Consider the following 14874-nt stretch of genomic DNA (forward strand, 5'->3'; position numbering starts at 1 on the left):
ATGATTATGATGACGCTGGAGCAATATTCCGTCCGGCAAATTAAAGGCGTGAGCGCTCCGAAGGAGCAAGAGCTTCACGCCTTTGGCGTTCATACCGTTGCTGATTTGCTGGACTATTTTCCATTTCGTTATGAGGATTATCGCGTTCGCGCGCTATCGGATGTCAAGGACGGAGACAAAGCTACCGTGCAAGGAGTTGTACGGGGCATGCCTGTGCTGCAGCGCTACGGGAAAAATAAATCGCGGCTCACTTGTAAAATTGAGATCGACTTTTTGCTCGTTACGGCGGTATGGTTTAACCGCCATTTTCTAAGGGATCAGCTGACGCCTGGCCGTACCATTATTTTGACAGGCAAGTGGGAGCAGCATCGCCAGCAGATGACCGTCTCGGAGTCCGAGTTTCCGGAAGGGGCGGGTTCTGCCAAATCAGGGACGCTGCAGCCGGTGTATTCCGTCGGGGGGGCAATTACGCAGCCATGGATGCGCAAGACGATCAAGCAGGCTTTGCAGCAATATGGCGCGATGATCGAGGAGGTGCTGCCGTTTGAGCTTATGGAGCGGCATCGGCTCATTCCCCGCCGTGATGCGGTGCTGCACATTCACGAGCCGGGAGATATACGCGAGGGTCTCGAAGCGCGGCGGCGGATGGTGTATGAGGAGCTGTTTCTATTTCAGCTGAAATTGCAGGCCTACCGAATGCTCAGCCGCAAGCGGGGCGATGGCATCGCTCATTTAATTGAAGCGGAGACGATTAGGCAGTTTGCGGCTACGCTGCCGTTCGAGCTGACGGATGGGCAGAAGAAGGTCGTAAATGAACTATTGGTCGATATGCGCCAGCCTGCCAGCATGAATCGGCTGCTGCAAGGCGACGTCGGCTCGGGAAAAACGGTCGTTGCGGCCATTGCACTGTATGGCGCAGTGAAATCCGGCCATCAAGGCGCGCTGATGGTACCGACGGAAATATTGGCAGAGCAGCATATGCGTTCCTTGACGAAGCTGTTCGAGGGCATGGATGTGGAGGTGGGACTGCTGACGGGAAGCATGACGGAGCGTCGCCGCCGCGATGTATTTGCTGGCCTTCAGATGGGACTGATTGATATTGTCGTGGGTACGCATGCGCTCATTCAGGAGACGGTCTTTTTCCGCAGTCTCGGACTGGTTGTAGTGGACGAGCAGCATCGCTTTGGCGTTAATCAGCGCAGCGTGCTGCGGCGCAAAGGAATGAATCCCGATGTGCTGACGATGACGGCGACGCCGATTCCGCGAACGCTGGCGATTACCGCTTTCGGGGATATGGATGTATCGACGATTCGCGAGCGCCCGCATGGGCGCAAGCCGATTAAAACGTATTGGGTCAAGCATAGCATGATGGACCGCGTGCTTGGGTTTATTCGCCGTGAGGTAGGAGAGGGCAGACAAGCCTACATGATATGCCCGCTTATTGAGGAATCGGAGAAGCTGGATGTGCAAAATGCCATTGACCAGTATATGCAGGTTCAGCAAGCTTTTCCCGATCTGAAAATCGGCCTGCTGCATGGGCGCCTAAGCGCGGCGGAAAAAGAGCAGGTTATGAGCTCCTTCGGTGCGAACGAGCTGCATGTACTCGTGGCTACGACGGTTGTTGAGGTAGGCGTCGATGTTCCGAATGCGACGCTGATGATCGTCATGGATGCCGAGCGGTTCGGCTTGTCGCAGCTGCATCAGCTGCGGGGCCGGGTTGGCAGGGGCGCGCATCAATCGTATTGCGTGCTGGTTGCTGATCCGAAGTCGGAGACAGGGCGCGAGCGCATGAAGGTCATGACGGAAACGGATGACGGCTTTGAGGTGGCGCGCCGTGACCTCGAAATCCGGGGGCCAGGCGATTTTTTCGGAACGAAGCAAAGCGGCTTGCCAGAATTTCGTGTCGCGGACATGGCGGCGGACTTCGAAGTGCTGGAGATGGCGCGTGATGATGCGGCTGAGCTGTGCGCCCGCGACGATTTTTGGGATAATCCGGCTTATGCAAGAATGCAGGCGAAGCTGAATCGTGACCAACTTTTTCAAGGAGAACAGCTCGATTAGGCAATTTCCGGGAACCTTCGGCATATAGTTAAACGTGAAAACGGTATGCCGGATGGAGGTGTCTGGAACATTGAGCTACCAAAAGTACGGTATTCGCCCGCAATTGGTCGAACGTATTAAAGGCAAGCTGAAAAATCCGCTTTTGAAGGATCGCGTGCGCTTGCTGCTCGCTAACGTAACTAAATTCGACCTGCAGGATCGCGTCAAAGTCAGAAAGCTGGTGAAATCGACCGCCAGCATTTTGCAGGAGCCGCTTACGGATACGCAGGAGGAGCAGATCGTCGCTTTCGTTCTCGCCCAGAAGATCGACCCAAACAATACGTTTCACTTGCTCAAGCTTTGGGGCATGTTTCGCTGACCGTCTGCGGTCAGCTTTTTTTTAATATAAGAAGATATACGTTTTTTCTTATAACTGCGCTGCTATTGCCGTTCTTTTCCGGTCATACTATATCTCTAGGATAATCGTGACTTTTGGGATATGGCGTTCATGAAAAAGGATGGAGGAGAGCTCATGGGAGGCGCAAGCGGGAAGCTTGGGAGTAGTTTTCGAGCGTGGATTCGGCGTTGCATCCAACTGCCAGCGGACGCATGGCTGTATGCGGTTGGCAAGTGGCATAGCTTTGGCGAGTCGCAAAAAATGATTGCAGAAGCGCAGCCGCTTGTGATGCAGCCCGCATTAGTCGCTAAGCTCGCAGTCTCATGGACGCAGCTTGAGCAGGAGCAGGAAGCAGGCGGCTCCATAGCTAGCCCTGCTGTAAGCAGCGGTGCCGTTGCTGGGTCAGCCGATCATGCGCTGCTTGCGTCGATTCGAGCAGACGCCGTTCATTTGAATCGCAACAATGTGACGAGAACGGAAGCTTATTTGGCGTTATATGAACGCAGGCCCGAGCTGCACTGGGCGCTGCTGGCGCATTTGGTCTCGCGCAACGGCGGCTGGAATATGACAGATCTACAAGGGGAGTGGCTGCCATACCTGCTGGGCCGTTCCGCCCGCGAGGCCGTATTCCGCTTTTTAGAGCGCGCGAATGCGTTGATTTTTCAGGATGCTTATCCGCAACTGCTGCTGTATGAGGCAAGCTGCAGAGCTGGGCGTCCGTTGTTTCATTTGCTGCCGCAGCTTGGTGTTTCCCGCTTTATGGTACCGGTCTGGCAAACGTTTTGGAAGAGCGGTGATTCTGCCATTTTGACGGTTGCACTTATCGTGAATGAGCAAAATTACATTGAACAGCGAATTGTGCAGCAGCCCTTTTTCCGCAAGGAGGTGCTGAATACGCTGTTTTTTGGCTTGCAGTCATTATTGCAGCTTAATGCGGTTGTGTTTTGCTATCGCTCCAGGGGTGAAGAAATGAAGCTGGCGGGGCTCGTTTTGGAGAACTTCGACAATCTGAAAGAACGAATTGAGTTCGGCAAACGACTGTATGCCCTGCTTTTCGGTGTGCCGGAGGTGCATGGCGGCGCCTGTGCTTTCGCGCGGGCTTTCCGTCACACGGGTTCACGTGCGGATTATGCCCCTCATCTGTTTGCGGCGGTCAGGCGTGATCCGCCAAAGAAGCCTTACAGGGAGCGGCTATCGGGGAGACGTCTTGCGCCTGGTGCTGCTCCATTATTCAGCCCGGAGCTAAGCAGCGTCTGGCCGGATCGGGAGGTTGAGGCGCCTGAGCCTGGCGATTGGTTCCGACAGGCAGTACAGGTGCTTCCCTATTTTCAAAAGCTGCCGCTGCCGCATTCTTTTGAAATGACCAATGAATACAGCCTGCTGCTGAACAAAATTGAACTGGCTGTGCTGGCTTCGCAGCAGTGGAAGCCATAACCTGGCTTTTGGCATAGCTAGAGCGAGCTGAATACCAGCAACCTGGACGAAACGTTTGGACGTATGAGCGAATGGTTGAAAGGGAGGGGCTGATCCTATAAAATGGGGAAGAGGCGGCCGCGAATTCCACATCGGGAACACATAGGCAAGCTAAAGTATGGAGAGGCTGGTCTGCTTTTTTAATATGTAAGCGTTTTCTTTATTTGTTCATATGGACAAAAGCCTTGGAGCAAGCCATTTAGTTCATAGGGAAGGTACGGAAGGGCGGGTCAGCTTGAAAAAAATAAAAGTGAACTTATTGGCCAAATTTCTAATTTCATATGTGCTGGTGCTGCTGCTGCCGATTGTCAGCATTCTGCTCTACTACTATCCTTACTCGACCAAAGCGGCCACGGAGAAGGAAATGGAATGGAATGCCCATGTAACGGAGCAGTTCATGACCTCTCTTGATATTTTTACCCGTTATGTCTATGATTTGCCCTCGGAATTAATGCTCAACGGAGACATGAGGATGTACATGGCAATGGAAGACGATTATCGGCGTATCGTCATTGCCAATGAAATGCGCAAATATAATGCAACCGATGCATTCATTTATAATACGCTATTATACGTCAAAAATATCGGCTACCTGTTCGCCAAAACAGGCAGCGTCTACAGCGTTGAGGATTTTGAGAATCGTGGCGTCGGCTATTATTATGAATCGTGGCCTCATGACGAGATGTTTCAGGAGCTGGACAAGCTCACCATGCCTTCGGTCAGGCCGGCCGAAAATGTCATTGTTCCTGGCAACAATGACATCAGGATGCTGACCTTTATGCTGCCGATGCCGCTGGGCGGGGAGCATTCGCCGGCTTCGGTGCTCATTCTTGTGAAAGAGGAAACGATTATTCGCATGATGAATTCGGTATCCGAATCGTATAATGGCGAGTTTTATATTTTTGACCAGAAAGGAAATAAGCTGGTTGCATCCAAAGAAGCGGCATACAGCAGGGCGGACGATTTCCGCCAAATGGTTAAGCAGCTTGTCGCAGGCGAAGCAGGGTCAACCGTTCAGACGATTGACGGGAAATCATATATCGTCTCACACAATGTATCGGACAAAAATGGCTGGCAATATGTCAGCATGCTGCCTGTAACCGAATCTTTGCAGGATATTCGCTCCATCCAGTGGAATACGATACTTATTCTTCTGCTGATCCTAATGGTAGAAGGGATCGTTATTTATATTTCGATTCGCAAAAACTACCATCCGATCAAGCGGCTTGTAGGCTTTGCCACAGAGGTGTTCAAGCATAAGGGTAGAGGACCAGGCGGAATGAACGAAATCGATACGATTCGCTACGCCTTGGACGAGCTTTCCTTAACGAATACGAAGCTGGATGAACGGGTTCAGAGATCGCTGCCGATTTTGCGTGATAATGTGTTGTTTGAGCTCGTCAGTGGACACTATGCCACTTGGGACGCTTTTCATTCACAAGGGGCGGATTACGGGGTATTTAAAAACCGCGCTGCGGTAACGGTTGCTGTCCTCTCTTTTGATGCCAGCAAGGAGGATATGGAGGAAGTATCCGAATTTTTGCGGCAGGAGGAACAGCGACTTCCTGAAACATTTGCGGGTCATTTCTTCGCAAGCATTTACAACCAGGAATGGATATTTGTCTGCTCGCATCATGAGGGAGTCGCCGTCAAGACGTACTTGTCCAGCGTGCAGAGCAAACTGAAGGAGCAGTTGGGGCGAGAGGTGCTAATTGGCATCGGCTTGGCTGAGAGCGGGTTGTCGCCTGAAGGTGTGCATTTGTCCTATTTGCAAGCGGTACGTGCCGCTGAATATTTGCGTATTCGGCAGCAGGATGAGCTGCTGGCGTTTGGCGACATCGAGATTTCGCAAAATGGGATGGTTTCTTATTTTGCCGAGCTGCTGCAATCACTGGAGATGGCAATTCTCAAAAACGAGCCTAACGTCGTACAATCCGTGCTTGAGAAAATCATTGACTATCTCGTTAGCAGCGGCATGCCGCCGCATATGATTAGAACGGTTTATTCGAATACGATCAGCGTTATTTTGGGCGGGTTGCAAAGGTTTCGTCACGATGATGGCAATTTGCTCAGGCTTACGGATGCGGCCTTTCAGCACCGCTATACAATTGAGCAGATGGTGGGCATTATGCGAGAAAGCTGCAGCAAGCTGTGCGATATTATTCGCGAGACGCTGCCTGCTGCCCGTACCGCAACCCAGGAGGAAATTTTGGCCGTCATTGCGGAAAAGGGTTTTGACGCTAATTTTTCGCTGCAAATGTTCGCCGATCATTTCAGCATGTCGCAGTCGGGCTTCAGCTATCATTTCAAAAAAACAATCGGTCATAATTTTAAGGAATATATCGATAGGCTGCGCATTCAGAAGTCGATCCAATTGCTTCGCAGCACAGGAGGGACGCTGGATTCTATCGCCCAGCAGACAGGATATTCGAACACCTCAAGCTTTATTCGATCCTTCAAGAAAATGGTTGGAACTACCCCCGGCCAATACCGGGACTCCTACAAGTAAGCGTGACAAAGCTGCTGCTGTGCCGTTTGGGCATGGCGGCAGCTTTTTTTGAAATGCATTTCCAAATGGAGTTGTCTGGCGTAGACGCTTGTTTTAGGTAGAACGTACACTTTTTGAGCATATGCAATATTTCAAAAAGTGGATATGCTCATAATGAAATCGCTTACAAAATTATTTATAAAGCGTTTTCAAAAAGTGTTGATTGGTCAAAAACTGTTAGTATACAGGTTTGCAGCAGAACGGTTAGAGTAAGGGAGCCGAGAAGATGCAGGCAGCAGGCTTGCTCCTTGAGTAGCGAGTAAGCAGTATAAACGGGTCGGCAGATTAAATGAATATCGGGGGTAATGCGCATGAAGAAGCAGATCATTACGATGTTATCGGTGTTAGTGGTCGGGACGACACTCTTGACGGCATGTTCCGGCTCTAATGAAGGAAACGCAAGCGACCCGAACGGAAGTTCCGGGGAAAGCGGATCGAAGGTTAAGCTGACTGGCGTTGTCGTCAAGCATCCGCTAACGAAGCCGCTTGCCGAGATGGAATGGCTTCAGCAAATTGAGGAAGCGGCTGGCGTAGACATTCAGTGGCAAGAAATAACCGCAGATTGGGGGCAAAAGAAAGGAACGATGCTCGCCAGCGGCGATGTGCCGGATTTGTTCGTTGGCCCGAATGTTATTACAGATGCCGATTTTGCCCAATTCAATGGCTTATTTCAGGACATGAGCGAGCTGATTGAAGGAGCACCTAATGTTCAGAAAATGTTCGAAGAGAAGCCGGAGACCAAACAAATATCCACACAGCGCGATGGTCAAATTTATGGACTGGCAAAGTATCAGCGATTTTGGCCGGATACGGTTAACAGACAATACATTAATCAGACTTGGCTGGACAATCTTGGCCTAGATATGCCTACTACATGGGATGAGCTGTATGATGTGCTGGTAGCCTTCAAGGAGAAGGATGCAAACGGCAACGGAGATCCAAATGATGAAATTCCGATGGACTGGTCGGGCGGGATTGGCGGCTTCTTTAATCCTGCTGTGCTTCTAGGCGGTATGGGCATTACGCTGTCTTCCGATGTGAGCGGACAAGGCTACTTCGTTGAGGACGGCAAGGTGAAAAATTTCCTGACTGACGATCGCTACAAGGAACTAGTTATATTCCTGAACAAGCTGTACAAGGCTGGGCTTATTAACTCGGAGGTGTTCACTCACGATTATACGAAGCTGCAGGCTGTCGCTCGAGGGGAAGGCGATACGGCCAAGGTTGGCTTTACGTGGGGCTGGGTGGCCTCGGATCGGTTCGGGGAGCAGCTTGCTCCGCAGTATGCGTCGATGTCGCCGCTTAAATCCTCTTCCAGCTATTCGGGTCCGGTATCCTGGAGCTATGACAGCTATACGCTGAATTATGGCGCAAATAATATTGTGATGTCCGCCAAAACGAAAAACAAGGAAGCGGCCATGCGCTTCATTAATGAACTGTATAAGCCAGAGATTGGCATTCAAGTGCTGTTCGGCTCGATTGGCCCTAACATTGAGGACAAGGGCAATGGCTCTTATGCGGTGCTTCCACCAAAGGATACAAAGATGGACCCAGGCACCTGGAAATGGACGTCCACTTGGGCAGATAATGGCGCTTTCTATATTTCGGATACGATCGACTTGACGCTCGGCAAGGATATGCAGGAGGTGCTGACCCAGTCTGAGCCGCTTAAAGACGCACTTGCACAAGTAGATTCCCAGGTGGATATTTATCCGGGCACCTTTGTTAAATATACGAATGAAGACAACAATGCGATGAGCTTAAACAATACGAACGTAATGAACCTGGCTAATACGACGTTCGCCAAATGGGTTACGAAAGGCGGAATTGAGGCGGAATGGGATGCTTATGTGAAGGAAAGCCAGAAGGCTGGCCTTGATAAAAATGTTGAAATTATGCAGAAGTACTACGATGAATTCGTAAGCAAGCTGTAACGCAGGCTTACTCATGAAAGGAGGCACGGCGATGCGTTCCGTAATGAAGCTCGGCGCCGTCAAGCGTGACTATCAGCTGTGGCTGATGATTTTGCCGGCGCTTGCGACTATCTTTATTTTCAATTATATTCCGATGTATGGCGTACAGCTGGCCTTTCGCGATTACGATTTCAGCAAAGGATTGACCGGCGGAGAATGGAAGGGTCTATTCTACTTTCAGCAGTTTATCGAAAGCTATCTGTTCAGCGATCTGATGCGAAATACGTTTTTTATCAGTCTGGCTACGATTATAATCGGCTTTCCTGCTCCGATTATTCTCGCGCTGGTGCTGAATCAGATCCGCCGGAAATCGTTCAAAAATGTGATGCAGACGACCGTATATTTGCCTCATTTTATTTCGGTTATTGTGCTTGTTGGCATGTTGAACGTGCTGCTTTCCCCTGAGACGGGCATCGTCGGCCATTTAATGAAAGCGATTGGGCTGGGGCATATCAATTTGCTGGCCTCAAGCAATACCTTTATACCTACCTACGTTATTTCGGATATTTGGCAGCATTGCGGCTGGAACAGCATTATTTATTTGGCAGCACTTTCCAGCGTCGATCCCCAGCTCTATGATTCATCCAAAATAGACGGAGCAAGCCGCTGGCAGACGATTCGGTATATCGATTTTCCGGCGCTGATGCCAACGATCGTCATTTTGTTCATTTTAAGCATGGGAGGTATTTTGAGTACAGGCTTCGAAAAAATATTTCTGATGCAAAATGCCTTGAACTTGCCCGTATCCGAGGTTATTGCGACCTATGTCTACAAAATGGGAATCGTGTCCAACCAATTCAGCTATGCTTCAGCTATCGGCTTGTTTAATACGATCATTAATTTTATATTCCTGTATACGATGAACACCATCTCCAGACGCGTGTCCGACACAAGTCTGTTCTAGCCTACGGCGGAAGGAGGGAATACAATGGAGAAAATAAGCCCGCGTCTTGGCGGCGGTGAAATTCTGTTTAGAATGGTGCTGTTTACTATTTGTGCTCTTATTTTCCTGATGGTCGCTTACCCGCTCTACTTTATTATTATTGCGTCCGTAAGCGACTCGACACTCGTATCAACTGGTAAAGTGCTGTTGTTCCCAAAGGGAACGAGCCTCTTCGGCTACGGGGAGATTTTCAAGGATGAACGCATATGGACTGGCTATCGCAATACGCTTTTTTACACATCCGTTGGCACGTTAGTCAATTTGCTGTTCACGCTGCCTGCTGCCTACGTGCTGTCACGCAAGGAGTTTAAGGCGAGAAAATATATTATGTTTGCGTTTGTGTTTACGATGTTTTTCAATGGCGGCCTGATTCCGACTTATTTGCTGATGAAGGATCTGCATCTCACGAATACGCCTTGGGTATTTATCGTACCGTTTAGTGTTAATGTGTTTTATTTAATTATCGCTCGTACTTTTTTTGAATCGACGCTTCCTCCGGAGCTCTACGAGGCGGCTGCGATTGATGGCTGCTCGCATTTCGTCTATTTCGTCAAGGTGGCGCTGCCGTTGTCCAAAGCATTGATCTCCGTCATCGGATTGTATTATTTGGTCGGGCACTGGAATGATTTTTTCACTGCGCTTATTTACATTCGGGACAATGAGCTGAAGCCGCTGCAAATTATTCTCCGTGACATTTTATTGTCAAACCAAGTGTTTGCGAGCGGGGCTGGGACAGGCGGCGACTCAGGCGGCTACGCGCAAAAATACGCAGATCAGATTAAGTATGGCGTCATTATCGTGTCTACATTGCCGATTCTAGTACTGTATCCGTTTTTGCAGAAGTATTTTGAGAAGGGCGTTATGATTGGTTCGATCAAAGGATAAAAGCGGGGACCACCGTGGCAGACTACTGCTCGGTGGTCCTTTCTGATTGAACGATTCTATAGGCGTTCTGCTGAATATAATCGAGCTGGCATTGCTGGCTTCGCAGTCGTTTGCAAAATAATTTGAATTTTAAAAAGGGATTTATGCACTTTTGACCAATTAGTAAGGTAAGATGCTGTCCCTCGAACAATTCGGATAGCTCTTTGAGGATCGTTGCTAAAGATCTGGACTAAAGGAAGGTGAAGTATGGAAGACGTTCGAGTGCTCATCGCTGAGGATGAACGGGAAATTAGTGATTTATTAAAAAAATATTTAGAACGAGAATCATACAAGGTGGATGTTGCGGAAAATGGAGAAGAGGCTCTCTGCATGTTTGATAAAAACAGCTATAACCTTGTCATACTGGATCTCATGATGCCCAAGGTGGACGGTATAGAAGTATGCAGAAGACTCCGTAACAAAACCAATGTCCCCATTCTGATGCTCACGGCCAAGGACAATGAGGTTGAAAAGATTTTGGGCCTTAGTATAGGTGCGGATGATTATATCACTAAGCCGTTCAGTATTAACGAGGTTGTCGCTAGAGTGAAGGCGCTCATAAGGAGATTTTTAATTCTGGGCAGTGATGGACACAGCTATGAGAAAACAATGATCCGATTTAAGGGCATCTCGATCGACCTAAAAAAATATACGGTCAATATTGCCGGTGAAGAGATATCTCTAACTGCGAAAGAGTTTGAATTGTTAAAGTTTTTCATTTCCCATCCTGAACAGGTTTTTACGAAGACGCAGCTTTTTCGCAATGTGTGGGACAGCAACTACATAGAAGACGATAATACGGTGATGGTACATATCAGAAAGCTTCGTAAAAAAATAGAAGCGGATCCTTCTAATCCGCAGTTTATTCAAACGGTTTGGGGAATTGGATACAAATTTACAGGTGAAAAAGATGAATCATAATCGGTCTTTCTTTGTTCTTATCATTCAATCGATCGTCATCGCCGGGCTTTTGATTCTGGAATTCAATGACGATGCGTCCGGGGGACTCAGATGGACTTTATTCGCAGCGCTTTGCTTTACAAGCGCATTTCTTTTCTTCACTAGATTCCGTACTCGCACCAGACTAAAGCAAATGACGGCGGAGCTAAGACGAGCAACGAACGGGAATTTGAAGACGAGATTATTTGCCAAAGATGATGACGTGTGGAATGAAGTGATTTTTTCGATTAATGAATTATTGGAGCAGTTGGAAAACATTCAAATCGAGACGATCAAATCCCAAGCAGCAAGAAGAAGCCTGCTGTCCAATATTTCGCACGATATCAGGACCCCTCTTACGTCTATTATTGGCTATGTGAATGCCCTTAAAGATGATATCGCAATTTCGGAAGAGGAAAAACAGGAATACATTGAGATCATATCCAAAAAATCTAACGGGCTGAAGGAATTAATCGATGAAATATTTATGATAGCGAAGCTGGATGCGGACGAAATGCCTCATAAGCCGGTTTCTCTTGATTTGGCAGAAATGATTAGAGAGTCGCTAATCGCATTTTTACCTGAATTGAACAAAAATGAAATTGATCTGCATGTCAGTATTCCGGATGAAAAGTGCCTTATCCATGCAGATCATCTAAGCGTTATGCGAATCATAGGCAATATCATCAAGAATGCCATTTACTATGGGGGAGAAGGGAAAGTGATAGGGGTTGAGCTCACTCAAACCGCTCAAGAACACCAGCTGCTCATTTGGGATCGGGGACCTGGTATCTCAAAAGTGGATATTGCTAATGTGTTCGAGAGAATGTACCGGGCCGATCAAGCCAGAACGCTGATTAAAGGAGGCAGCGGCTTGGGTCTTGCCATTGCAAAAGCTCTTATAGAGAAAAACGGCGGTGCAATATGGGTGGAGAGTGAGCCGTGGCAAAAGACGGTTTTCGGGACATCATTTAAGAAACTGTTAAAGAATAGGTAAGAAGCAGTTAAATCTTTCTTTTTATAATGGTTTATAGCTTATAGAAGGAGGGCCGCATTTTGAGTGTTGTTATTAAAACCACTGATTTGACGAAGATTTATGGTAATCAGAAATCGGTGGATCTTATGAATATGACAGTGAAGCAAGGCGAAATTTATGGTTTTCTTGGTCGTAATGGCGCAGGCAAGACAACCACAATCCGCATGCTGGTCGGGTTAATTAAACCTACCCATGGACAAATCGAAATTTTTGGCGAAAATTTGTTGAACAATCAAAAGGAAATTTTACGTCGGATCGGATCTATCGTTGAGGTTCCGGGTTTTTACGAAAACCTTACGGGCAAGGAAAATCTGCTGATTAACGCCAAAATCATGGGTATTCATAAGAAAAATGTTATTGAGGAAACCCTTGAAATGGTAGGGCTGCAGGATGAAACAAGGAAGCTGGTGGGGAAATATTCCTTGGGTATGAAGCAGCGTCTTGGTATTGCCAGAGCGCTTCTCCATTATCCTGAGCTGCTGATTCTGGATGAGCCTATGAATGGGCTGGACCCGATTGGCATTAAAGAAATGCGAAAGCTTATTAAAGCGCTGGCCGAAGAGAGAAAGATTACCATTCTGGTTTCTAGCCACATTTTATCAGAGATTGAGCAGGTGGCGGATCATATCGGAATTATTCACGAGGGGAAGCTTCTGGAAGAGATTTCGTTTGATCAGCTGCGGAAAATCAATCGAAAATACATGGAATTACAGGTGTCGAATGACAAAAAAGCAGCTATGCTGCTGGAGAAGCACTTCCATATTTATGATTATGAAGTACATGATGAAGGCCTCATCCGCGTATATTCTCATTTGGGGCAGCAGGGGCAGATCAATAAAGTATTTGTGCAGCATGAAATTGAAGTATCCAAGATCATGCTTAGCGAGGATAGACTGGAAGATTATTTTACGAATTTGGTAGGAGGCGGCACAATTGGTTGATTTGCTATATACGGAAATTTTGAAGCTTAAACGCTCCAAAATGTTTCTATTAAGCATGATTGGCGCTGCGGTAGCACCTTTTTTGGTAGTGGTCTCCACTTACATCCATATCAAGACGAAGGACCCAACGTTGTTTGTTCCTTTTGAGGAGCTATTTTTCGATTCCAATTTGTATACGGTTTTATTAGTTGGAGTTCCTTTGTATGGTGTAGTTACGGCATATCTTTTTAACAGGGAATATGCGGAAGATACTCTCAAAAACCTGTTAACGATCCCAGTATCCCGAACTAGCCTTATGTTGAGCAAGATGCTCCTCTTGTTCTTGTGGATTATGCTGCTGACCATACTTGCATGGGGGCTAACGCTGCTGCTCGGCATACTTGGCCAGTTCGAAGGGCTGAGCACTTTGCTGCTCGTGGAATCCTTGCGGAAATTTATAATCGCCGGAGCGTTTCTATTTATTTTATCAACCCCCATCATCCTGATCACCATCGTGCTGAAAAACTTTGTACCGACCATCGTTTTGACGATCGTCATCACACTGATCAATGTCATGAGCTCCAATTCTGAATATAAAGGGCTGGTGCCTTGGACAGCCGCATTTGACATTGCCAACGACACGCTTTTGCCAGTTTATCCACCGGAATATTCTTATATTGCCATTGGGGCTACTTCGATTGTTGGATTCATCGCTACTCTAGTTTACTTTAGGAAGGCGGATATTCACTAATGTACGAAATCATTTGCGCCATAATACTCGGCATCCTTGAAGGATTGACGGAATTTCTGCCTGTCTCGTCTACAGGTCACTTGATCTTGGCCGGTAATTTATTAGGCTTTGAAGGGGATAAGGCGACAACGTTCAAGATCGTGATTCAGTTGGGAGCCGTGATGGCTGTATTTATGCTTTATTGGAAAAGGTATATGGATATTCTAAAGGATTTGCTAACTTTTAATTTTTCGGCTAAAAACAAATTGAATGCGATTCACATGGTGATTGCCATGATTCCCGCTTTAATTGTTTATCTGATTTTTAAAGATGATATCAAATCGCATTTGTTCGGACCAGCTCCCGTCCTGATCGGTTTGATCGTCGGCGGCATCCTGATGATTATAGCCGCAAGGGCCAAACGAAAGGTAACCGCCGAGAATACGGACGACATTACTTACAAGCAAGCATTTGGTATTGGATTATTCCAATGTCTAGCGCTATGGCCCGGGTTCTCGAGATCAGGATCGACAATATCCGGCGGGCTGCTGCTTGGTACTAGCCAGAAAGCCGCTGCAGACTTTACTTTCATCATCGCAGTCCCAGTTATGCTTGGTGCAACGATATTGGACATGTACGATAGTCGTGAGTTATTAAACGGGGATACTCTTCTATTATTCCTGATTGGTTTCATTACTGCCTTTGTAGTAGCGATGATTGCCGTGGTCACATTCCTGAACCTGATCAAACGTCTGAGATTGGAGTGGTTTGCGTTTTATCGTTTTGCGCTTGCTGCGGTCTTTTTCATCTTTGTGATGTGAGGCATTTATATAGAGTTAAAGAAGAATCCATTTTGAATTTGGATTCTTCTTTTTGTTTCACTTCGTGTATTAACGTGTACATAATTCAATTCGTCCTTCCCGCACCTGTCACGGTTGTTACAAGGCCATC

12 protein-coding genes are annotated in these 14874 nt (G+C 47.5%); all 12 read left to right on the top strand.

Annotated features, from left to right (window positions below; genetic code table 11):
* Nucleotides 1–9: 9 nt before the first annotated feature.
* The 12 genes from recG (at nucleotide 10) to WH37_RS11145 (ending at nucleotide 14744) form a co-directional block, all read left to right on the top strand.
* A complete protein-coding gene (gene recG / locus WH37_RS11090) occupies nucleotides 10–2061 on the top strand; it encodes an ATP-dependent DNA helicase RecG (protein WP_046230832.1) in 2052 nt (683 codons plus the stop codon).
* A gap of 70 nt (nucleotides 2062–2131) precedes the next feature.
* A complete protein-coding gene (locus WH37_RS11095) occupies nucleotides 2132–2419 on the top strand; it encodes a stage VI sporulation protein F (RefSeq protein ID WP_046230621.1) in 288 nt (95 codons plus the stop codon).
* Nucleotides 2420–2548: 129 nt separating this feature from the next.
* Nucleotides 2549–3871: a DUF2515 domain-containing protein gene (locus WH37_RS11100; protein WP_231594193.1), complete on the top strand. Its 1323-nt coding sequence runs from the start codon at nucleotides 2549–2551 to the stop codon at nucleotides 3869–3871.
* A 274-nt stretch (nucleotides 3872–4145) separates the two neighbouring features.
* Complete coding sequence (locus tag WH37_RS11105; RefSeq protein WP_046230623.1) at nucleotides 4146–6419, top strand: helix-turn-helix domain-containing protein; 2274 nt, start codon at nucleotides 4146–4148, stop codon at nucleotides 6417–6419.
* A 350-nt stretch (nucleotides 6420–6769) separates the two neighbouring features.
* Nucleotides 6770–8392 (top strand): extracellular solute-binding protein, encoded by a 1623-nt coding sequence (locus WH37_RS11110; RefSeq protein ID WP_046230624.1) that lies wholly within the window; start codon nucleotides 6770–6772, stop codon nucleotides 8390–8392.
* Nucleotides 8393–8423: 31 nt separating this feature from the next.
* The gene (locus WH37_RS11115; RefSeq protein ID WP_046230625.1) at nucleotides 8424–9335 is read left to right on the top strand and encodes an ABC transporter permease; all 912 of its coding nucleotides are present in this window, start codon (nucleotides 8424–8426) and stop codon (nucleotides 9333–9335) included.
* 24 nt (nucleotides 9336–9359) lie between these two features.
* Entirely contained in the window at nucleotides 9360–10259 is a 900-nt protein-coding gene (locus WH37_RS11120) for a carbohydrate ABC transporter permease (RefSeq protein WP_046230626.1), read from the top strand.
* Nucleotides 10260–10505: 246 nt separating this feature from the next.
* Entirely contained in the window at nucleotides 10506–11219 is a 714-nt protein-coding gene (locus WH37_RS11125) for a response regulator transcription factor (protein ID WP_046230627.1), read from the top strand.
* A complete protein-coding gene (locus WH37_RS11130; protein WP_046230628.1) occupies nucleotides 11209–12234 on the top strand; it encodes a sensor histidine kinase in 1026 nt (341 codons plus the stop codon). The genes WH37_RS11125 and WH37_RS11130 overlap by 11 nt, the downstream gene beginning before the upstream one ends.
* A gap of 59 nt (nucleotides 12235–12293) precedes the next feature.
* Nucleotides 12294–13214: an ABC transporter ATP-binding protein gene (locus WH37_RS11135; RefSeq protein ID WP_046230629.1), complete on the top strand. Its 921-nt coding sequence runs from the start codon at nucleotides 12294–12296 to the stop codon at nucleotides 13212–13214.
* Nucleotides 13207–13944, top strand: a complete 738-nt coding sequence (locus WH37_RS11140; protein ID WP_046230630.1) for an ABC transporter permease — start codon at nucleotides 13207–13209, stop codon at nucleotides 13942–13944. The genes WH37_RS11135 and WH37_RS11140 overlap by 8 nt, the downstream gene beginning before the upstream one ends.
* The gene (locus WH37_RS11145; RefSeq protein ID WP_046230631.1) at nucleotides 13944–14744 is read left to right on the top strand and encodes an undecaprenyl-diphosphate phosphatase; all 801 of its coding nucleotides are present in this window, start codon (nucleotides 13944–13946) and stop codon (nucleotides 14742–14744) included. The genes WH37_RS11140 and WH37_RS11145 overlap by 1 nt, the downstream gene beginning before the upstream one ends.
* The last annotated feature ends 130 nt before the right edge of the window (nucleotides 14745–14874 follow it).

The organism is Paenibacillus algorifonticola (assembly GCF_000971975.1).
Taxonomy (GTDB): Bacteria; Bacillota; Bacilli; order Paenibacillales; family Paenibacillaceae; genus Pristimantibacillus; species Pristimantibacillus algorifonticola.

Bases quoted from the DNA above. Each gene is read 5' to 3' on its own strand.
- WH37_RS11145 (WP_046230631.1), top strand. From the start codon at position 13,944: ATGTACGAAATCATTTGCGCCATAATACTCGGCATCCTTGAAGGATTG.
- recG (WP_046230832.1), top strand. From the start codon at position 10: ATGACGCTGGAGCAATATTCCGTCCGGCAAATTAAAGGCGTGAGCGCT.
- WH37_RS11115 (WP_046230625.1), top strand. From the start codon at position 8,424: ATGCGTTCCGTAATGAAGCTCGGCGCCGTCAAGCGTGACTATCAGCTG.
- WH37_RS11120 (WP_046230626.1), top strand. From the start codon at position 9,360: ATGGAGAAAATAAGCCCGCGTCTTGGCGGCGGTGAAATTCTGTTTAGA.
- WH37_RS11130 (WP_046230628.1), top strand. From the start codon at position 11,209: ATGAATCATAATCGGTCTTTCTTTGTTCTTATCATTCAATCGATCGTC.
- WH37_RS11110 (WP_046230624.1), top strand. From the start codon at position 6,770: ATGAAGAAGCAGATCATTACGATGTTATCGGTGTTAGTGGTCGGGACG.
- WH37_RS11100 (WP_231594193.1), top strand. From the start codon at position 2,549: ATGAAAAAGGATGGAGGAGAGCTCATGGGAGGCGCAAGCGGGAAGCTT.
- WH37_RS11125 (WP_046230627.1), top strand. From the start codon at position 10,506: ATGGAAGACGTTCGAGTGCTCATCGCTGAGGATGAACGGGAAATTAGT.